This window comes from Phaeobacter sp. QD34_24 (assembly GCF_028890115.1).
GTDB lineage: Bacteria > Pseudomonadota > Alphaproteobacteria > Rhodobacterales > Rhodobacteraceae > Phycobacter.
The window spans coordinates 1-16,774 of sequence record NZ_JARCJD010000024.1; the positions used below are offsets into that span (position 1 = coordinate 1).

General features: G+C 58.2%; 29 protein-coding genes. 27 read left to right on the forward strand and 2 right to left on the reverse strand.

The features are described 5' to 3' along the window. On the forward strand, positions 1 to 792 hold a 792-nt coding region (locus tag PXK07_RS16285; RefSeq protein WP_274849416.1), incomplete at its 5' end, for an elongation factor Tu. A gap of 155 nt (positions 793 to 947) precedes the next feature. On the opposite strand, the gene PXK07_RS16290 is transcribed toward PXK07_RS16285, so the two are convergent. After that, on the reverse strand, positions 948 to 1,796 hold the full coding sequence (locus PXK07_RS16290) for a hypothetical protein (protein WP_274849417.1): 849 nt from the start codon (positions 1,794 to 1,796) through the stop codon (positions 948 to 950). 205 nt (positions 1,797 to 2,001) lie between these two features. Here PXK07_RS16290 and rpsJ point away from each other — a divergent pair, with 205 nt between their 5' ends. The 24 genes from rpsJ (at position 2,002) to rpmD (ending at position 13,701) form a co-directional block, all read left to right on the forward strand. Further along, a complete protein-coding gene (gene rpsJ / locus PXK07_RS16295; RefSeq protein WP_058289455.1) occupies positions 2,002 to 2,316 on the forward strand; it encodes a 30S ribosomal protein S10 in 315 nt (104 codons plus the stop codon). An 18-nt stretch (positions 2,317 to 2,334) separates the two neighbouring features. After that, positions 2,335 to 3,060, forward strand: coding sequence for a 50S ribosomal protein L3 (rplC, locus tag PXK07_RS16300; protein ID WP_274849418.1), 726 nt, complete (start codon positions 2,335 to 2,337; stop codon positions 3,058 to 3,060). Then, positions 3,057 to 3,674: a 50S ribosomal protein L4 gene (gene rplD / locus PXK07_RS16305; RefSeq protein ID WP_274849419.1), complete on the forward strand. Its 618-nt coding sequence runs from the start codon at positions 3,057 to 3,059 to the stop codon at positions 3,672 to 3,674. Before rplC ends, rplD begins: the two co-directional genes overlap by 4 nt. Then, the gene (locus tag PXK07_RS16310) at positions 3,671 to 3,967 is read left to right on the forward strand and encodes a 50S ribosomal protein L23 (RefSeq protein WP_192965366.1); all 297 of its coding nucleotides are present in this window, start codon (positions 3,671 to 3,673) and stop codon (positions 3,965 to 3,967) included. Before rplD ends, PXK07_RS16310 begins: the two co-directional genes overlap by 4 nt. Positions 3,968 to 4,187: 220 nt before the next feature. Continuing rightward, the gene (locus PXK07_RS16315; protein WP_274849420.1) at positions 4,188 to 4,913 is read left to right on the forward strand and encodes a hypothetical protein; all 726 of its coding nucleotides are present in this window, start codon (positions 4,188 to 4,190) and stop codon (positions 4,911 to 4,913) included. Positions 4,914 to 5,137: 224 nt separating this feature from the next. Then, positions 5,138 to 5,980 (forward strand): 50S ribosomal protein L2, encoded by an 843-nt coding sequence (rplB, locus tag PXK07_RS16320; RefSeq protein WP_274849421.1) that lies wholly within the window; start codon positions 5,138 to 5,140, stop codon positions 5,978 to 5,980. A 3-nt stretch (positions 5,981 to 5,983) separates the two neighbouring features. Further along, complete coding sequence (gene rpsS / locus PXK07_RS16325) at positions 5,984 to 6,262, forward strand: 30S ribosomal protein S19 (protein ID WP_058335693.1); 279 nt, start codon at positions 5,984 to 5,986, stop codon at positions 6,260 to 6,262. Positions 6,263 to 6,265: 3 nt separating this feature from the next. Next, entirely contained in the window at positions 6,266 to 6,646 is a 381-nt protein-coding gene (gene rplV / locus PXK07_RS16330) for a 50S ribosomal protein L22 (protein ID WP_274849422.1), read from the forward strand. Next, entirely contained in the window at positions 6,646 to 7,356 is a 711-nt protein-coding gene (rpsC, locus tag PXK07_RS16335; protein ID WP_274849423.1) for a 30S ribosomal protein S3, read from the forward strand. Before rplV ends, rpsC begins: the two co-directional genes overlap by 1 nt. Positions 7,357 to 7,368: 12 nt before the next feature. Then, positions 7,369 to 7,782, forward strand: coding sequence for a 50S ribosomal protein L16 (gene rplP / locus PXK07_RS16340; protein WP_192965371.1), 414 nt, complete (start codon positions 7,369 to 7,371; stop codon positions 7,780 to 7,782). Between the two features lie 113 nt (positions 7,783 to 7,895). Then, on the forward strand, positions 7,896 to 8,516 hold the full coding sequence (locus tag PXK07_RS16345) for a TIGR02466 family protein (protein WP_274849424.1): 621 nt from the start codon (positions 7,896 to 7,898) through the stop codon (positions 8,514 to 8,516). An 81-nt stretch (positions 8,517 to 8,597) separates the two neighbouring features. Continuing rightward, entirely contained in the window at positions 8,598 to 8,783 is a 186-nt protein-coding gene (locus tag PXK07_RS16350; protein WP_274849425.1) for a hypothetical protein, read from the forward strand. A gap of 13 nt (positions 8,784 to 8,796) precedes the next feature. Next, a complete protein-coding gene (locus tag PXK07_RS18615; RefSeq protein WP_446728390.1) occupies positions 8,797 to 9,159 on the forward strand; it encodes a type II toxin-antitoxin system death-on-curing family toxin in 363 nt (120 codons plus the stop codon). 218 nt (positions 9,160 to 9,377) lie between these two features. After that, on the forward strand, positions 9,378 to 9,578 hold the full coding sequence (gene rpmC, locus PXK07_RS16355) for a 50S ribosomal protein L29 (protein ID WP_274849426.1): 201 nt from the start codon (positions 9,378 to 9,380) through the stop codon (positions 9,576 to 9,578). A gap of 12 nt (positions 9,579 to 9,590) precedes the next feature. Beyond that, on the forward strand, positions 9,591 to 9,821 hold the full coding sequence (gene rpsQ / locus PXK07_RS16360; protein ID WP_008555996.1) for a 30S ribosomal protein S17: 231 nt from the start codon (positions 9,591 to 9,593) through the stop codon (positions 9,819 to 9,821). Positions 9,822 to 9,921: 100 nt separating this feature from the next. After that, the gene (rplN, locus tag PXK07_RS16365; protein ID WP_005621870.1) at positions 9,922 to 10,290 is read left to right on the forward strand and encodes a 50S ribosomal protein L14; all 369 of its coding nucleotides are present in this window, start codon (positions 9,922 to 9,924) and stop codon (positions 10,288 to 10,290) included. A 2-nt stretch (positions 10,291 to 10,292) separates the two neighbouring features. Beyond that, a complete protein-coding gene (gene rplX, locus PXK07_RS16370; protein ID WP_274849427.1) occupies positions 10,293 to 10,604 on the forward strand; it encodes a 50S ribosomal protein L24 in 312 nt (103 codons plus the stop codon). Beyond that, positions 10,597 to 11,160, forward strand: coding sequence for a 50S ribosomal protein L5 (gene rplE / locus PXK07_RS16375; protein ID WP_274849428.1), 564 nt, complete (start codon positions 10,597 to 10,599; stop codon positions 11,158 to 11,160). Before rplX ends, rplE begins: the two co-directional genes overlap by 8 nt. An 18-nt stretch (positions 11,161 to 11,178) precedes the next feature. Continuing rightward, positions 11,179 to 11,484, forward strand: coding sequence for a 30S ribosomal protein S14 (rpsN, locus tag PXK07_RS16380; RefSeq protein WP_065271461.1), 306 nt, complete (start codon positions 11,179 to 11,181; stop codon positions 11,482 to 11,484). Positions 11,485 to 11,497: 13 nt separating this feature from the next. Continuing rightward, positions 11,498 to 11,890, forward strand: coding sequence for a 30S ribosomal protein S8 (rpsH, locus tag PXK07_RS16385; RefSeq protein ID WP_008554600.1), 393 nt, complete (start codon positions 11,498 to 11,500; stop codon positions 11,888 to 11,890). A gap of 12 nt (positions 11,891 to 11,902) precedes the next feature. Next, entirely contained in the window at positions 11,903 to 12,436 is a 534-nt protein-coding gene (gene rplF / locus PXK07_RS16390) for a 50S ribosomal protein L6 (protein ID WP_274849429.1), read from the forward strand. A gap of 11 nt (positions 12,437 to 12,447) precedes the next feature. After that, positions 12,448 to 12,807: a 50S ribosomal protein L18 gene (gene rplR, locus PXK07_RS16395; protein WP_274849430.1), complete on the forward strand. Its 360-nt coding sequence runs from the start codon at positions 12,448 to 12,450 to the stop codon at positions 12,805 to 12,807. 123 nt (positions 12,808 to 12,930) lie between these two features. Continuing rightward, positions 12,931 to 13,500: a 30S ribosomal protein S5 gene (gene rpsE, locus PXK07_RS16400; RefSeq protein ID WP_274849431.1), complete on the forward strand. Its 570-nt coding sequence runs from the start codon at positions 12,931 to 12,933 to the stop codon at positions 13,498 to 13,500. Between the two features lie 12 nt (positions 13,501 to 13,512). Then, the gene (rpmD, locus tag PXK07_RS16405) at positions 13,513 to 13,701 is read left to right on the forward strand and encodes a 50S ribosomal protein L30 (RefSeq protein WP_274849432.1); all 189 of its coding nucleotides are present in this window, start codon (positions 13,513 to 13,515) and stop codon (positions 13,699 to 13,701) included. A 115-nt stretch (positions 13,702 to 13,816) separates the two neighbouring features. Here the strand turns inward: rpmD and PXK07_RS16410 are convergent, their stop codons facing one another. Further along, complete coding sequence (locus PXK07_RS16410) at positions 13,817 to 15,556, reverse strand: tetratricopeptide repeat-containing sulfotransferase family protein (RefSeq protein WP_274849433.1); 1,740 nt, start codon at positions 15,554 to 15,556, stop codon at positions 13,817 to 13,819. Between the two features lie 299 nt (positions 15,557 to 15,855). Between PXK07_RS16410 and PXK07_RS16415 the strand changes: the two genes are divergently transcribed. Next, on the forward strand, positions 15,856 to 16,071 hold the full coding sequence (locus tag PXK07_RS16415) for a DUF1127 domain-containing protein (protein ID WP_274849434.1): 216 nt from the start codon (positions 15,856 to 15,858) through the stop codon (positions 16,069 to 16,071). A 168-nt stretch (positions 16,072 to 16,239) separates the two neighbouring features. Next, the gene (gene rplO, locus PXK07_RS16420) at positions 16,240 to 16,710 is read left to right on the forward strand and encodes a 50S ribosomal protein L15 (RefSeq protein WP_274849435.1); all 471 of its coding nucleotides are present in this window, start codon (positions 16,240 to 16,242) and stop codon (positions 16,708 to 16,710) included. Positions 16,711 to 16,774: the final 64 nt, after the last annotated feature.

Consider the following 16,774-nt stretch of genomic DNA (forward strand, 5'->3'; position numbering starts at 1 on the left):
TTCATGAACAAGGTTGACCAGGTCGATGACGAAGAGCTGCTCGAGCTCGTCGAAATGGAAATCCGCGAACTGCTGTCCTCCTACGACTTCCCCGGCGACGATATCCCGATCATCGCAGGTTCCGCCCTGGCGGCGATGGAAGGCCGTGACCCGGAAATCGGCGAGAACAAGATCAAAGAACTGATGGCGGCCGTGGACGAGTACATCCCGACTCCTGAGCGCGCTGTTGACCAGCCGTTCCTGATGCCGATCGAAGACGTGTTCTCGATCTCTGGCCGTGGTACCGTTGTGACCGGTCGTGTTGAGCGTGGCGTGATCAACGTTGGCGACGAAATCGAAATCGTCGGCATCAAAGACACCACCAAGACCACCTGCACCGGCGTTGAAATGTTCCGCAAGCTGCTGGACCGCGGTGAAGCAGGCGACAACATCGGCGCGCTGCTGCGTGGTATCGACCGTGAGTCGGTCGAGCGTGGCCAGGTTCTGTGTAAGCCGGGCTCCGTGACCCCGCACACCAAGTTCGAAGCCGAAGCCTATATCCTGACCAAGGAAGAAGGCGGTCGTCACACCCCGTTCTTTGCGAACTACCGTCCGCAGTTCTACTTCCGCACCACCGACGTCACTGGCACCGTGACCCTGCCGGAAGGCACCGAGATGGTGATGCCGGGCGACAACCTGAAGTTCTCGGTTGAGCTGATCGCACCGATCGCGATGGAAGACGGTCTGCGTTTCGCCATCCGCGAAGGCGGCCGCACCGTCGGCGCCGGCGTTGTGTCGAAGATCATCGAGTAATTCGCACGCGCGAATGATCAAACGGAAAGGGCGCCCCCGCGGCGCCCTTTTTTTGTTTGAACGCGATGACCCCTAGACGCACCATCAGGACTGCTTCCAAAATCACTGAAAAAATTTTTTGGACATTTGGGAAGAGCGATTTCAATTGTTGAACGCTATCTGAACCAACGCACAATTTGGTCTCGTGTTCCTTCACTCAATTGGTTGCGAATAAAGCTGTTTAGGCGGGATGGGTCCGGTTGGTGTGTTATTCCTTCTTCTCGGATGTCCCACGTGTCAAAATCGGTAGGATCGCCAGCAACGATTAGTCCGATGCCATGTCTGGCGGCTTCATCTTGTACGTCAGACAAAATACTGTCTTCATACATCGAGCTTTTATCATCTGGAATGTAAACAAGAACGTAGGCTTTCGTTGCGGATCGTCTGTGGGCCAGCGCTTCATATACTGCGGTGACATTGAAGCCGCTGTAGTGCTTTATCTCAAAAGACACTATGTCCAGATGTCTCCCTGGAACATAGGTGTAAGTGGTCATAGACGCGACGGTTACATCTGGCCTTGTCCAGACTCCATCAGCGCGACGCCCGCCCTGTGCAGTGTTTTCAACAATAAACTGGTCAAACGGTTGATCTTTTACCCAGCGGTCTCTCAGCACGTCGAGAATCGGAGGGTATAGAGACAATTCATTTGGAAACTTTTCGTCAGCTAGTGTTTCAGGGGCACTTGATGAATCGCCGTCGTGGGTAGGATCTGTGGTGGAGGCGAGGGTTACGCGCCTTATACTTCCACCTCGGCCTTTCCCGGTTGTGATTTGACCATCTTCGATTAGTTTGCTGCGCACAGCCAAATACAAGTCATTGTCCCAGCCCAGAGCCTCGCGGAGAGACTTGTTTCCAATGCTTTCTTCCTCTGGAACCTTGTCTATCAGTGAGGCTTTGAGTTGGTCTATTTCAGTACTCGTTTTTCCTGTTAACGGCATATTGCGATAATCCCTTATCGAAATCATAGATTGAATGTAGCGAAGTTCGCTTCGGACTGGCTACCCCAGATTTGCTACCATCCCCCTTGCCACCTCTGCCCAACGGGTGTAACAGGCCCCATCCCGCATGTCGGGAACAGGGCGGGGTGATTCCCGCCCTTTGGGTTCGATGAGGGTGTGCGGTGGTCGCAGACCCTCCTCTCAACTCCAACGCCTACAAAAGGCTGACGAAATGCAAAGTCAAAACATTCGCATTCGGCTGAAGGCTTTTGATTACCGCGTGCTGGATGCCAGCACCCAGGAAATCGTGAACACTGCAAAGCGCACCGGCGCGCAGGTTCGTGGCCCGATCCCGCTTCCGAACAAGATCGAGAAATTCACCGTTCTGCGTGGTCCCCACGTCGACAAGAAATCCCGTGACCAGTTCGAGATCCGTACGCACAAGCGTATGCTGGATATCGTTGATCCGACCCCCCAGACCGTGGACGCGCTGATGAAGCTCGACCTGGCGGCTGGCGTGGACGTCGAGATCAAGCTGCAGTCGTAAGATCGGAGGGTAATGAATATGCGCTCTGGTATTATCGCAAAGAAAGTCGGCATGACCCGGCTGTTCATGGAAGACGGCAAGCAGATCCCTGTTACCGTTCTTCACTTGGACGGTCTGCAGGTGGTGTCGCAACGCACCGAAGACAAAGACGGCTACACCGCCGTTCAGCTGGGCGCAGGCTCGGCCAAGGTAAAGCGCGTCTCCAAGGCGATGCGCGGTCACTTTGCCGCTGCAAAGGTTGAACCCAAGCGGAAGCTGGTCGAATTCCGCGTCCCCGCGGATGCCCTGATCGAAGTCGGCGCCGAAATCTCGGCCGAGCACTTCCTGGAAGGTCAGAAAGTGGACGTGACCGGCGCTTCGATCGGTAAAGGTTTCGCAGGCGCCATGAAGCGCTGGAACTTTGGTGGTCTGCGCGCCTCGCACGGTGTGTCGATCTCCCACCGTTCGCACGGCTCCACCGGCCAGTGTCAGGATCCCGGCAAGGTCTTCAAAGGCAAGAAGATGGCCGGCCACATGGGTGCTGCCCGCGTGACCACCCAGAACCTCGAAGTCGTGAAAACCGACGCCGAGCGTGGCCTGGTGTTCATCAAAGGCGCCGTGCCCGGTCCGAAATCCGGTTGGGTAACCGTCAAGGATGCCGTCAAGAAGAAAGCGCCCGAAGGTCTGCCCTTCCCGGCGGCTCTGAAGGCAGCAGCAACCGAAGCACCGGCGGAAGAAGCGCCCGCGGAAGGTGGTGAAGCATGAAACTTGATGTGATCAAACTCGACGGCGGCAAGGCAGGCGACATCGAACTGTCCGAAGACCTGTTCGGTCTGGAGCCGCGTGCGGACATCCTGCACCGTGTGGTCCGCTGGCAGCGCAACAACGCGCAGGCCGGTACCCACAAGGTCAAGACCCGCTCGGAGACCTCCTACTCGACCAAGAAGATCTACCGCCAAAAGGGCACCGGTGGCGCACGCCATGGTGACCGTAACGCGCCGATCTTCCGCAAGGGTGGTATCTACAAGGGTCCGACCCCGCGCAGCCACGGCCACGAGCTGACCAAGAAGTTCCGCAAGCTGGGCCTGCGCCACGCGCTGTCCGCCAAGGCGAAAGCCGGTGAGCTGGTCGTGATCGAGGACGCAACCGCAGAAGGCAAGACCGCACTGCTGGCCAAACAGGTGAAGAACCTGGGCTGGAAGCGCGCGCTGGTCATCGACGGTGCCTCGGTGAACGAGGGTTTCCTCAAAGCATCGCGCAACATCGAAGGTCTGGATATCCTGCCGACGATGGGTGCAAACGTCTATGACATCCTCAAGCGTGACACGCTGGTGATCACCAAGGCGGGTGTCGAAGCACTGGAGGCTCGACTGAAATGAGCGCGAAGGCAGAACACTACGACGTGATCCGCAAGCCGATCATCACCGAGAAATCCACCATGGCATCGGAAGCCGGTGCAGTGGTTTTCGAAGTGGCGATCGACAGCAACAAGCCCCAGATCAAGGAGGCCGTCGAGGCGCTCTTTGGTGTGAAGGTCAAAGCGGTCAACACCACCATCACCAAGGGTAAGGTCAAGCGTTTCCGCGGCCAGATCGGCCGTCGCAAGGACGTCAAGAAAGCCTATGTGACCCTGGAAGAAGGCAACACCATCGACGTGTCCACCGGACTCTGAGATCTGTTCCTTTTGAAAAGATCGAAGGCCCTCGCGAAAGCGGGGGCCTTTTTCGTTGGGTTGCGTTCAAACCACGAAGGGCGGCGCCTGACCCTAGGCGGGCGTGAAGCGCCCTCCTGGGGGGAGGGTCGGGCGCAGCCCGGCCTGCGGCCGGGCACGTTGACGCAATGGTCGGTGCTCAACTAGTCTGCCGACGTTAATGTATCTAAGCAGTTGCAGAATGAGAACTTTTGACGAATTTGAAAGTGAAACATGTTTCCTTTGTGGGTCTGCGGAAGACCTTTGCGGTGAACACAAAGTCAAGCGGTCTCTCATAAAGGCTCATGCCCTTGGGGACAAAACAGAATTTCATAGCTCGATGAATGCACGACCACTTTTGGCTCAAAGCCCAAAATCAAAGGTGTTCCACTTTAAGTCGAGGATTTGTCGTACCTGCAATTCATCCCGTACACAGCCAGCCGACCTTGCGTTCGATGAATTCCATCAGAGGCTCCATAGATTTTGGAGTGATGTGAAAACTTCCGCTCTAAATGAAGCGCCCGCGCATCAGGTAGTGGAAGAAGTTGGGGGCGTTCCGCTGGATGTGTTTCGCTATTTTGCGAAGTTGCTTTGCGGCTTACTTGCGGATGTTGGAGGGCCACGCCCAATCCTCATAGCCGATTTTGCTATGGGGCTTTCCGACGAAAATCACATCAAACTCAAAATATCGGATCTTAGAAAAAGGCGGGTGAACCTCCCACTACCTGTCGCCAACTCCGGAGGCTTAAGATGTTGGGTAGACGGCGATGAACTGTTGGTGAGGACTTTTGAAGGCTCCCTTTCTGCTGGATTCATCGATTATGATTATTGGGTGAGATTAAAGGCACATGCTAGTCGCGAGCTTGCAACTGGGTTTCCTGCGTTCACTGAACGATGCCGACGGGGCGGCCTATATGATTCATCGTAAACCCATTGCCACCCCCAGCAACCTCTGCTAAACGGCACCAATCCTGAAGGCCTCGGATTCGTCCGGGGCTGTCTCTTTTGTCGGGATACTGAATAACCTGGGACCTTCGGGGCCCTTCAGATCGGTCACCTGACCCGCCGCATGCGGCACATCAGGGGGCTTTAACATAGCTGGGTCAAAGACAAGAACCTAAGACCCGGCACGCTAAACGGAAGACAGAAAGCATGGCACTTAAGTCGTATAAACCGACGACGCCGGGCCAGCGTGGGCTGGTTCTGATCGACCGTTCGGAGCTTTGGAAAGGGCGTCCGGTCAAGTCTCTCACTGAGGGTCTGACCAAATCGGGCGGCCGGAACAACACCGGACGGATCACTTCTCGCCGCCGTGGTGGTGGCGCAAAGCGTCTTTACCGGATCGTTGACTTCAAACGGAACAAATTTGATGTCGCCGCAACCGTCGAGCGCATTGAATATGACCCCAACCGGACTGCCTTCATCGCCCTGGTGAAGTACGAGGACGGCGAGCAGGCCTATATCCTGGCCCCTCAGCGTCTGGCAGTTGGTGACAAGGTCATCGCCTCCGCAAAGGCAGACATCAAGCCGGGCAACGCGATGCCGTTCTCGGGCATGCCGATCGGTACCATCATCCACAACATCGAAATGAAGCCCGGCAAAGGCGGCCAGATCGCCCGTGCAGCCGGTACCTACGCTCAGTTCGTTGGTCGTGACGGTGGCTACGCTCAGATCCGCCTGTCCTCGGGTGAACTTCGCATGGTCCGCCAGGAATGCATGGCAACCGTTGGTGCGGTTTCCAACCCCGACAACAGCAACCAGAACTACGGTAAAGCTGGCCGTATGCGCCACAAGGGCAAGCGTCCTTCGGTGCGTGGTGTGGTCATGAACCCGATCGATCACCCGCACGGTGGTGGTGAAGGTCGTACCTCTGGTGGTCGTCACCCGGTGACCCCCTGGGGTAAGCCGACCAAGGGTAAGCGTACCCGCAACAAAAACAAAGCGTCGCAAAAGCTTATCATCCGCTCGCGTCACGCCAAGAAGAAGGGGCGTTAATCTATGTCTCGCTCTGTATGGAAAGGTCCTTTCGTTGACAGCTACGTGCTTAAGAAAGCCGAAGCTGCACGTGAATCGGGCCGCAATGAAGTGATCAAGATCTGGTCGCGTCGCAGCACCATCCTGCCCCAGTTCGTGGGTCTGACCTTTGGTGTCTACAACGGCCAGAAGCACATCCCTGTCAACGTCTCGGAAGACATGATCGGTCAGAAGTTCGGTGAGTATTCGCCGACCCGGACCTACTATGGTCATGCTGCGGACAAGAAAGCGAAGCGGAAGTAAGTCATGGGTAAGGAAAAGAATCCCCGCCGCGTGGCCGACAACGAAGCAATGGCGAAAACCCGCATGCTTCGCACCAGCCCGCAGAAACTGAACCTGGTGGCTCAGATGATCCGTGGCAAGAAAGTGGACAAGGCCCTGACGGACCTGACTTTCTCCAACAAGCGGATCGCGCAGGACGTGAAGAAATGCCTTCAGTCCGCCATCGCCAACGCCGAGAACAACCACAACCTGGACGTCGATGAACTGATCGTCGCCGAGGCATGGGTCGGCAAGAACATGACCATGAAACGCGGTCGTCCGCGGGCCCGTGGTCGCTTCGGCAAGATCCTGAAGCCGTTCGCCGAGATCACCATCAAGGTGCGTCAAGTTGAGGAGCAAGCCTAATGGGACATAAAGTCAATCCGGTCGGCATGCGCCTTCAGGTCAACCGCACCTGGGACAGCCGTTGGTACGCCGACACCAAGGACTACGGCGATCTTCTGCTGGAAGATCTGAAAATCCGCGAGTTCATCAAGGAAGAGTGCAAGCAGGCAGGTGTTGCCCGCGTGATCATCGAGCGCCCCCACAAGAAGTGCCGTGTGACCATTCACACCGCGCGTCCGGGCGTGATCATCGGCAAGAAAGGCGCCGACATCGAGGTTCTTCGCAAGAAGATCGCCGCGATGACCGAGTCGGAACTGCACCTCAACATCGTTGAAGTCCGCAAGCCCGAGATGGACGCTCAGCTGGTCGGCGAGAGCATCGCCCAGCAGCTGGAACGTCGTGTCTCCTTCCGTCGCGCGATGAAGCGTGCCGTTCAGAACGCAATGCGCATGGGCGCCCTGGGTATCCGGGTGAACGTCGCGGGTCGTCTGGGTGGTGCCGAAATCGCCCGTACCGAATGGTACCGTGAAGGCCGTGTGCCGCTGCACACCCTGCGCGCCGACATCGATTACGCTCACTCCGAAGCCATGACCCCCTATGGGATCATCGGGATCAAGGTCTGGATCTTCAAAGGCGAGATCATGGAGCATGACCCGCAGGCGCGTGATCGTAAGTCTCAGGAAATCCAGGACGGCCCTGCACCCCGTGGTGCTGGTGGCGGTCGTCGCTAAGGAGGGTATGAGATGCTTCAACCCAAGCGTACGAAATTCCGCAAGATGCAGAAGGGTCGGATCAAGGGTCTGGCCAAGGGTGGTTCCGATCTGAACTTCGGCACCTACGGTCTGAAGGCTCTTGAGCCCGAGCGCGTCACCGCGCGCCAGATCGAAGCTGCACGTCGTGCCATGACGCGTCACATGAAGCGTCAGGGCCGCGTCTGGATCCGCATCTTCCCGGACACCCCTGTGACCTCCAAGCCCGTCGAAGTTCGTATGGGTAAAGGTAAGGGCTCCGTGGACTTCTGGGCCTGCAAGGTAAAGCCCGGTCGCGTGATGTTCGAAATCGACGGCGTCAATGACGACATCGCCCGCGAGGCCCTGCGCCTGGCCGCGATGAAGCTGCCGATCAAGACCCGCGTCGTGGTCCGCGAAGACTGGTAAGCCCGGTTTTGTCGCAAGAAATAGAAACCCCCGCCGAGCAATCGGCGGGGGTTTTTTCTTTTGGGCCGCGTGCCCTCTCGCCCTCTCGCCTTGACTGGAGTATGAACGGGACCATGGCACAGATCGACTCTCTCTTCGTAACCCGTCTCTATCGCGCTGAACTGTCCGAACACGGACCAAAGATCGACACGGGCGAACTTGAAAACTCCTGCCTTGTCATCGCGGAGGATGACGAGGCCGGCCAGGACTGGTGCGAGGAGAATGGCTATCCCGGCTATACCTCCTATGCCTCGCTGACGGATTTGCCCTGGCGGTTCCCGATCTTCGCCGATCTGGTGAAATCGCTGGATGCCCATGTGGCGGCCTTTGCCGAGGACCTGGAGCTGGATCTCGATGACCGCAAGCTAGTGCTGGAGGATCTCTGGATCAACATCCTGCCCGAGGGCGGCACCCACGCCAGCCACATTCACCCCCATTCGGTGATCTCGGGCACCACCTATGTGTCGATGCCCGAAGGCGCCAGCGCGTTGAAGCTGGAAGATCCGCGCCACGCGATGATGATGGCCCACCCCCCGCGCCGCAAGGACTGCCGCCAGGAGCTGAAGACCTTCGTCTACCAGTCCCCCAAGGTGGGCGATGTGCTCTTGTGGGAAAGCTTCATCCGCCACGAGGTGCCGCTGAACATGGCCGAGGACGAACGGATTTCGGTGAGCTTCAATTATAAGTGGGAGTGATTTCCTCACACTTTCAATGTACCATCTAAGATACTATTTGAGGTCTAGAGTACCAACCATCGGATCATAAGGGCGAAGGCTGTGGCGGAAAAACTGAAACACGAAACGGTCAAGGGTGGTAAGATTGGTCGCAGCGCCAAGACCGGGCGCTTCGTGATGGTGTCTACTGCCCGAGGCAACGACAAAGCCAGTCCGCTTACCGAAAGTGTGGTGAAGGGGGCTTCGTCAAAACGAAAAGAGGCGATGAAGCGTTTGGTCAATCGGTAGGCGGCACTACCGGGTGACACTTGCTGATGCGATTACCGCGCATGACGAGGCGCTCAGCTACGGTGGACGTTCTGGCATAAGCAGTCTGGATTTGATCGAGTCTGCCCTTGGACGCCCATATTCTGGATATCATTTGAGGATCCACCGAAAGGCTGCAGCCTTGCTGGAAAGCATGGTTGCAAATCATGGGTTCGTAGATGGCAACAAGCGAACCGCGTGGCTGGTTACCGAGATCCTTATTGAGAGAAGCGGATATTACTTGGATATCCCCGACGATGAACCGATCGATGATCTGGTTGTCGGTGTCGCTGACGGAAGTTGCTCATTCGACCAAACGTCTGAATGGTTTCGGCTCCGCTTGAAGACGGCTCGATAGTCGTAAGGGGGGGGCGGTTCCGGCGAGTAGTCCCTAATCTTTTCCTTGCCCCCATCCGCCAACTCTCCTATACGGACCCATCGCCGCGCTCAGTGATGAGTCGCGGTGATCCATTTTTCGTGTCCGGATCCCTCCGGGCACGGGCGACATAACCCACCAGACCCAAGGGTGACCCAACAAAAGGGGCCCTCTGGTGCCAAGGAAAAGGAACAAAGGCGATGAACGCCAATGATCTGCGCGAAAAGACCGTGGACGAGCTCCGCGATCTGCTTGCATCCATGAAAAAAGAGAGCTTCAACCTGCGCTTTCAGCAGGCAACCGGTCAGCTGGAAAACACCGCTGCAGTGCGCAACGCGCGCCGTAACGCAGCCAAGGTGAAAACCATCCTGAACGAAAAAGCCGCCGCAGCGGCTGAATAAGGAGCTACTCAGATGCCCAAACGTATCCTGCAAGGCGTCGTGACCTCCGACGCAAACGCACAGACCGTGACTGTCTCCGTAGAGCGCCGCTTTACGCATCCGGTTCTGAAGAAAACCATCCGTAAGTCCAAGAAATACCGGGCTCACGATGAAAAGAACGCTTTCAAGGTCGGCGACACCGTACGCATCATCGAATGCGCGCCGAAATCGAAAACGAAACGCTGGGAAGTTCTGGAAGCCTAAGAGCCTGTAACAAGGCTCCTGGCGACTAGGCTTTTTAGCACAGTCGAAACCCTGGGGGGTAACAGCACGCATCGCTGCCCCAAAGGTCGGGAGAAACCACATGATCCAGATGCAAACCAATCTGGATGTTGCTGACAACTCCGGCGCTCGCCGAGTTCAGTGCATCAAGGTTCTGGGTGGTTCCAAGCGTAAATACGCATCCGTTGGCGACATCATCGTCGTCTCGGTCAAGGAAGCCATCCCGCGCGGTCGCGTAAAGAAAGGTGACGTCCGTAAGGCCGTCGTCGTGCGCACCGCCAAAGAAGTCCGCCGCGAAGACGGTACCGCGATCCGTTTCGATCGCAACGCCGCCGTCATCCTGAACAACAACAACGAGCCGGTCGGTACCCGTATCTTTGGCCCGGTTGTTCGTGAACTGCGCGCGAAGAACTTCATGAAAATCATCTCGCTCGCTCCGGAGGTGCTGTAATCATGGCTGCTAAACTCCGCAAAGGCGACAAGGTCGTCGTGCTGGCCGGTAAGGACAAGGGCAAGGAAGGCACCATCGCCTCCGTTGACCCCAAAGCCGGTAAAGCTGTTGTCGACGGCGTGAACATGGCGATCCGCCACACCCGTCAGAGCCAGACAAGCCAAGGCGGCCGCCTGCCCAAGGCCCTGCCGATCGACCTGTCGAATCTGGCTCTGCTGGACGCAAACGGCAAAGCAACCCGCGTTGGCTTCCGCATGGAAGGCGACAAGAAAGTGCGTTTTGCCAAGACCACGGGGGACGTGATCGATGCTTGATTCCGCAAACTACACCCCGCGTCTGAAGGATCTCTACAAGGACACCATCCGTGGCGCCCTGAAAGAGGAATTCAGCTACAAGAACGAGATGATGATCCCCAAGCTGGACAAGATCGTTCTGAACATCGGCTGTGGCCGTGCTGCCGTCAAAGACAGCAAGAAAGCCAAGTCCGCTCAGGCCGACCTGACCGCCATTGCGGGCCAGAAGGCGCTGACCACCGTCGCCAAGAACTCCATCGCCGGCTTCCGCGTTCGCGAAGGCATGCCGATGGGCGCCAAGGTGACCCTGCGCGGCGACCGGATGTACGAATTCCTGGATCGTCTGATCACCATCGCAATGCCCCGTATCCGCGACTTCCGCGGTGTGTCGGGTAACTCGTTCGACGGTCGTGGCAACTACGCCATGGGCCTGAAAGAACACATGGTGTTCCCCGAGATCGACTTCGACAAGATCGACGAACCCTGGGGCATGGACATTGTGATTGCCACCACCGCGAACACCGACGCGGAAGCAAAGGCGCTGTTGAAAGCTTTCAACATGCCCTTCAACAGCTAAGCGCGGGAAGGAAGAGACATGGCTAAGAAAAGCATGATCGAACGCGAGAAGAAGCGCGAGCGCCTGGTGGCTCAGTATGCCGCAAAGCGCGCCGAGCTGAAAGAAATCGCAAATGACGAAAACCGCCCGATGGAAGAGCGCTTCAAGGCGCGTCTGAAACTGGCGAAACTGCCGCGCAACTCGTCGGCAACCCGTCTGCACAACCGCTGCCAGCTGACCGGCCGTCCGCACGCTTACTATCGTAAGCTGAAGATCAGCCGTATCGCTCTGCGGGAACTGGGCTCCAATGGCCAGATCCCCGGCATGGTGAAATCGAGCTGGTAAGGGAGAGACAGATATGAACGATCCTATCGGCGATATGCTCACCCGTATCCGTAACTCGCAGATGCGCGGCAAATCCACCGTCATGACCCCGGCTTCCAAGCTGCGGGCATGGGTTCTGGATGTGCTGGCGGACGAGGGTTACATCCGCGGCTATGAGAAAACCACTGGTGAAAATGGCCACCCGGCCATCGAAATCAGCCTCAAGTACTTCGATGGCGAACCTGTCATTCGCGAACTGAAGCGGGTCTCCAAACCCGGTCGTCGCGTTTACATGGGCGTCAATGACATCCCGTCGGTCCGTCAGGGCCTGGGCGTGTCGATTGTCTCCACCCCCAAGGGTGTGATGTCGGACGCAAACGCACGCGCAGCCAACGTCGGCGGCGAAGTGCTCTGCACCGTCTTCTAAGGAGGCTATCAGATGTCCCGTATTGGTAAGAAACCGGTCGAACTGCCCAGCGGTGTTTCCGCAAGCGTGTCCGGCCAGACCGTCGAAGTGAAAGGCCCCAAGGGGACCCGTAGCTTCACCGCGACCGACGACGTCACCCTGACTGTCGAGGACAACGTTGTTAAGGTCGAGCCGCGCGGCAAGTCCAAACGTGCCCGTCAGCAGTGGGGCATGTCCCGCACCATGGTTGCAAACCTGGTTGCAGGCGTGACCACCGGCTTCAAGAAAGAGCTGGAGATCCAGGGTGTGGGTTACCGGGCAAGCATGCAGGGCAACACCCTGAAGCTGAACCTGGGCTATAGCCACGACGTTGACTTCGTTGCTCCGGAAGGTGTCACCATCACCGCTCCGAAGCAGACCGAAATCGTTGTGGAAGGTAACGACCAGCAGCAGGTTGGCGAAGTTGCGGCGAAAATCCGCGATTGGCGCCGTCCCGAGCCCTACAAAGGCAAGGGTATCCGCTACAAGGGCGAGTTTATCTTCCGCAAGGAAGGCAAGAAGAAGTAAGGACCAGCAAAATGGCAAACAGCAAACGTACCCTGTTTCTGAAGCGTCGCCTGCGCGTCCGGAACAAGCTTCGCAAGGTCAACGCCGGTCGTGTGCGTCTTTCCGTGCACCGCTCGAACAAGAACATCTCGGTTCAGCTGATCGACGATGTTGCGGGCAAGACCCTGGCAGCGGCCTCGACCCTGGAAAAAGATCTCGGCTTTGTTGGCAAGAACAACATCGAAGCCGCCACCAAAGTGGGTTCGGTGATCGCCGAGCGTGCCAAGGCGGCTGGCGTCTCCGAGGCCTATTTCGATCGTGGTGGCTTCCTGTTCCACGGCAAGGTGAAGGCTCTGGCCGACGCCGCGCGTGAAGGTGGTCTGAAGATCTAAGACCTGCGGGCGGCGTTCGCGCCGCCCCGATGATCCGGGAGGGTCCCGTCCGGGACCTCTCACCAGGATTGAGATAACAGGCGCCCCTGCCTATTGGACGCGCCAGTCAGAAAGGAATGCCTCATGGCAGAACGTGAAAACCGCCGTGGCCGTGGCCGCCGCGAAGAGGAAACACCGGAATTCGCAGATCGCCTGGTCGCGATCAACCGCGTTTCGAAAACCGTTAAGGGCGGTAAGCGCTTCGGCTTTGCCGCGCTCGTCGTCGTTGGCGATCAGAAAGGCCGCGTCGGCTTTGGCAAGGGTAAGGCGAAAGAAGTGCCCGAGGCCATCCGCAAGGCAACCGAGCAGGCCAAGCGTCAGATGATCCGCGTGCCGCTGAAAGAGGGCCGTACCCTGCACCACGACATGAACGGTCGTCACGGTGCCGGCAAGGTCGTCATGCGCACCGCACCGGAAGGTACCGGTATCATCGCCGGTGGTCCGATGCGTGCCGTTTTCGAGATGCTGGGCGTCAAGGACGTTGTCTCGAAGTCGATCGGTTCGCAGAACCCCTACAACATGATCCGCGCAACCATCAACGGCCTGACCAAAGAGCAGAGCCCGCGTTCGGTTGCCCAGCGTCGTGGCAAAAAGGTTGCCGACATCCTGCCCAAGCGGGACGAAGCACCGGCTGCCGAAGCCGCTGAAGCGTAAGGAGACGGACACATGGCCAAGACCATCGTCGTAAAGCAGATCGGCTCCCCGATCCGCCGCCCCGCCAAACAGCGCCAGACGCTGATCGGCCTGGGCCTGAACAAGATGCACAAGACCCGTGAGCTGGAAGATACCCCTTCCGTGCGTGGCATGATCAACAAGATCCCCCACATGGTCGAGATCATCGAAGAAAAAGACTAAGCCCTCAGCGGCATAGTCTGACAAACGCCTCCGCAATGCGGGGGCGTTTTTCGTTTGGGGCATGGGTGTTTAGGGCCTGGCCGAAAACCGACACAGGGTCGAATGGCGCCTGAGCCTAGTCCTGAAGGCCCGGCCAATAGGCCCTATCAAGAGCCCCCAGGAATTCCGCGAGTTCATCCGCGTTCTGGCGCCAGGCGCCCACCGACCGTTGATGGACCGGTTGGCGAATTTGCGACGCACTTGCCGTCAGCGTCGGCGCATCGCTTGCCTCTGGGGCGCTCATGTCAGGGGTCCATTCCAGCCCGCAAAATCCAGCGATCGATTGGCTTGCAGCAACCGGTTCAGCGACGATGGCCTCATAGTCGATGGTCAGGATCTGCTCCGGGAATAGCTTTTCCCAGTGCGCCATGAGGCGGGCGTATAACCCAAAGCGCTGCGCCATCGCGGTGAGATCATAGGTATAGGCCAGGGCGCGGCCAGAAAACAGGGTGCGCCACATCGACAGCGCCACATCGCGCGGGTCGCGCCTGACATGCACGATCTTGCATTGCGGGTAGGCGGTGCACAGAAAGCCGATGTAGCGATAGTTTTCCGGCATCTTGTCAACATAGGCCAGGGTGCTGCCCGGAAGATCGGGCAACAGGGCCTGGTCGTGGCGGGCAAAGCTCCGGGCGGCTTTATCATCAAACGGCAGATCGCTGGCCAGGATGTCTTGAACAAGCACACCGGTCGCCGTGCGTTCTCCGAGCGGGGCAACATCTGGCAGGCGGCTCAACATGGCTTCGACCAGCGATGTGCCTGAGCGCGGAAGGCCCAGGACATAGATCGGGCAGGGGCCTGTGGTTGCCGCGGTCTGCGCCAAGGGGGCTGTCGGAAACCGGCCAAGAATCCGGGCGGTCTCTTCGGCATCCCCTGCGGCGTCATAGGGAAAGATCTGTGCGAGGATGCCATTTGCCCGGTGCCTGGAGGTCGCGGCGGCGTCGTAATGCGCGGCAGCCTCGTGAATCCGTGACGCTGCGAAATGCAGCTCTGCGGCGGCGATGGGTTCCGCGTCGACCTTTTTCAACGCTCTTTTCACCGGGTCTTCCAGCGCGATCATGTCCTGACGATCCGCCAGTCGGGTCAGTTGATCAAAGGCCTGAGAGTTCCCCGGGGCCAGTTTGAGAACCTCGTGAAACTGCGCCTTGGCGCGGGTGTAGTCACCGGCCTCGATGAAGGAGGTTCCCAGCCGCAGCCTCGCCCCGACGTGGTTCGGCGCCAGATCGACGGCGCGTTGAACCATCTGGTGGCCCTCGGCGTGTCGGTTCTGCCGGGCCAGCGGAAGGCTGATATTCACAAGGGTCTCGACATTGTCAGGATCGAGTGTCAGCGCTTTCTCATAGCAGATGAGCGCATCGTTTTCCCGGCCAAGGCTGGTGAGGATAAGCCCTCGCAGGTTCAGCGCAGGCGCAAAGCGTGGCTGCAATTCCAGCGCCCGGCCAATCGATGCCTCAGCATCATCCAAAGCACCAAGCTGGGACTGGGCCTGGGCCAGAAAGTAGCAGGCCTTGGGATCGGTTTCGCGCAACGGGGAGACGATGCGGATGGCGTGCTCGAAACGCCCTGCCAGAATCAGGGTTTGCGCCAGATTATGGCGCGCATCGACAAAGCCGGGGTCGATTTTCAGGGCACGCTGGAATTGACTAATCGAGGCGGGAAACTTGTTCATCGCCGATAGGCAGATGCCGGCAATGTTCCACGGCGCAGGGTCGCGCGGATATGCGCTCTGCAGGCGTTTCGCCATTTTCAGCGCCGATTTGTAGGCGCCGGAGTTGAGGTAGGACGTTGCCGCCCTGAAGTCATGAGACGCAATCATCCGGCACCCGCCTTGTCATAAAACTGTTTCAATTAGAAACGCTGATATGACAACGCGCGAAGATGCAATGTGAACTACGTCACACAACGTAAGTCTCAATGTGATTTTCTTAAGGGCTGGGGCAGAACGCCTCTCGGATATGCAGGGATGCACAAACTGCAAGCATTCCAAAAACGCATAGCAGCATGTCAGAAGCGTCAGTTGTTGGTCCCGGGGGCGCACCCTATTTCAGCCGCTCTGAAACGAATTGAGATGCGCCGGGAAGGGTTCCCGGTTGTGCTGAAAGAAAGACGACACCGATGGCCTATACTACTTTGACAACCGAACATGCGGTCCCCGGCCTTGGGCGCCTGCGCCAGATCCTCCAGACGCTGCGGCAGAGGATGAAACAACGGGCCGAGTATCGCCGCACCTACCGCGCCCTGCAGAACCTCAGCAATCGTGAACTCGCCGATATCGGCCTCAACCGCTGCGACATCGCGCGGGTTGCCCGTTGCAATGTCACTTGCCTGTGAAACGCTGAATTGACCGGCATGCGTCTCGACCTTTTCAGCGGGGTTGAAACGGCTGCTCTCTAGGGCTATACGCCCCCGGTGGCATTCCGTGCCACAGAATCAAAACCAAGAAACGCCGTGGTTGGCCCGCTTACGCTTCAGGGGTCACATCCGGCAAGGAGAAGCGACATGAAACTCAACGAACTGCGCGACAATCCTGGCGCCGCCAAGAAACGCACCCGTGTTGGCCGTGGCCCCGGCTCCGGCAAGGGTAAGATGGGTGGCCGTGGTATCAAAGGTCAGAAATCCCGTTCGGGTGTGGCCATCAATGGCTACGAAGGCGGCCAGATGCCGCTCTACCAGCGTCTGCCCAAGCGTGGATTCAACAAGCCGAACCGCAAGGCATATGCCGTTGTGAACCTGGGCCTGATCCAGAAGTTCATCGACGCGGGCAAGCTGGACGCCGCAACCATCACCGAAGACAGCCTGGTCGAATCGGGCCTGCTGCGCCGCAAGAAGGATGGTGTGCGCATCCTGGCCAAGGGTGAGTTCTCCGCGAAGTCCAACATCACTGTCACCGGCGCCTCCAAGGCTGCTGTCGAGGCAGTTGAAAAAGCGGGCGGCACCCTGACCGTGGCAACTGCAGCTGCTGCTGAGTAACGCCTTGTGAGCGGCGACGATGCCGCTTACATAGGTCATCAGTTTTCCAATACGCCGTCCGAGC

What these genes read in the sequence shown, in the direction of transcription:
- rplD (WP_274849419.1), top strand. Translation starts at nt 3,057, where the DNA reads ATGAAACTTGATGTGATCAAACTCGACGGCGGCAAGGCAGGCGACATC.
- rpmC (WP_274849426.1), top strand. Translation starts at nt 9,378, where the DNA reads ATGAACGCCAATGATCTGCGCGAAAAGACCGTGGACGAGCTCCGCGAT.
- rpsQ (WP_008555996.1), top strand. Translation starts at nt 9,591, where the DNA reads ATGCCCAAACGTATCCTGCAAGGCGTCGTGACCTCCGACGCAAACGCA.
- rplV (WP_274849422.1), top strand. Translation starts at nt 6,266, where the DNA reads ATGGGTAAGGAAAAGAATCCCCGCCGCGTGGCCGACAACGAAGCAATG.
- rplP (WP_192965371.1), top strand. Translation starts at nt 7,369, where the DNA reads ATGCTTCAACCCAAGCGTACGAAATTCCGCAAGATGCAGAAGGGTCGG.
- rplF (WP_274849429.1), top strand. Translation starts at nt 11,903, where the DNA reads ATGTCCCGTATTGGTAAGAAACCGGTCGAACTGCCCAGCGGTGTTTCC.
- rplB (WP_274849421.1), top strand. Translation starts at nt 5,138, where the DNA reads ATGGCACTTAAGTCGTATAAACCGACGACGCCGGGCCAGCGTGGGCTG.
- PXK07_RS16345 (WP_274849424.1), top strand. Translation starts at nt 7,896, where the DNA reads ATGGCACAGATCGACTCTCTCTTCGTAACCCGTCTCTATCGCGCTGAA.
- rpsC (WP_274849423.1), top strand. Translation starts at nt 6,646, where the DNA reads ATGGGACATAAAGTCAATCCGGTCGGCATGCGCCTTCAGGTCAACCGC.
- rplR (WP_274849430.1), top strand. Translation starts at nt 12,448, where the DNA reads ATGGCAAACAGCAAACGTACCCTGTTTCTGAAGCGTCGCCTGCGCGTC.
- PXK07_RS16410 (WP_274849433.1), bottom strand. Translation starts at nt 15,556, where the DNA reads ATGATTGCGTCTCATGACTTCAGGGCGGCAACGTCCTACCTCAACTCC.
- rpsN (WP_065271461.1), top strand. Translation starts at nt 11,179, where the DNA reads ATGGCTAAGAAAAGCATGATCGAACGCGAGAAGAAGCGCGAGCGCCTG.
- rpsE (WP_274849431.1), top strand. Translation starts at nt 12,931, where the DNA reads ATGGCAGAACGTGAAAACCGCCGTGGCCGTGGCCGCCGCGAAGAGGAA.
- rplX (WP_274849427.1), top strand. Translation starts at nt 10,293, where the DNA reads ATGGCTGCTAAACTCCGCAAAGGCGACAAGGTCGTCGTGCTGGCCGGT.
- rpsH (WP_008554600.1), top strand. Translation starts at nt 11,498, where the DNA reads ATGAACGATCCTATCGGCGATATGCTCACCCGTATCCGTAACTCGCAG.
- PXK07_RS16290 (WP_274849417.1), bottom strand. Translation starts at nt 1,796, where the DNA reads ATGATTTCGATAAGGGATTATCGCAATATGCCGTTAACAGGAAAAACG.
- PXK07_RS16415 (WP_274849434.1), top strand. Translation starts at nt 15,856, where the DNA reads ATGGCCTATACTACTTTGACAACCGAACATGCGGTCCCCGGCCTTGGG.
- rplO (WP_274849435.1), top strand. Translation starts at nt 16,240, where the DNA reads ATGAAACTCAACGAACTGCGCGACAATCCTGGCGCCGCCAAGAAACGC.
- rpsS (WP_058335693.1), top strand. Translation starts at nt 5,984, where the DNA reads ATGTCTCGCTCTGTATGGAAAGGTCCTTTCGTTGACAGCTACGTGCTT.
- rpmD (WP_274849432.1), top strand. Translation starts at nt 13,513, where the DNA reads ATGGCCAAGACCATCGTCGTAAAGCAGATCGGCTCCCCGATCCGCCGC.
- rplE (WP_274849428.1), top strand. Translation starts at nt 10,597, where the DNA reads ATGCTTGATTCCGCAAACTACACCCCGCGTCTGAAGGATCTCTACAAG.
- rpsJ (WP_058289455.1), top strand. Translation starts at nt 2,002, where the DNA reads ATGCAAAGTCAAAACATTCGCATTCGGCTGAAGGCTTTTGATTACCGC.
- rplN (WP_005621870.1), top strand. Translation starts at nt 9,922, where the DNA reads ATGATCCAGATGCAAACCAATCTGGATGTTGCTGACAACTCCGGCGCT.
- PXK07_RS16315 (WP_274849420.1), top strand. Translation starts at nt 4,188, where the DNA reads ATGAGAACTTTTGACGAATTTGAAAGTGAAACATGTTTCCTTTGTGGG.
- PXK07_RS16310 (WP_192965366.1), top strand. Translation starts at nt 3,671, where the DNA reads ATGAGCGCGAAGGCAGAACACTACGACGTGATCCGCAAGCCGATCATC.
- rplC (WP_274849418.1), top strand. Translation starts at nt 2,335, where the DNA reads ATGCGCTCTGGTATTATCGCAAAGAAAGTCGGCATGACCCGGCTGTTC.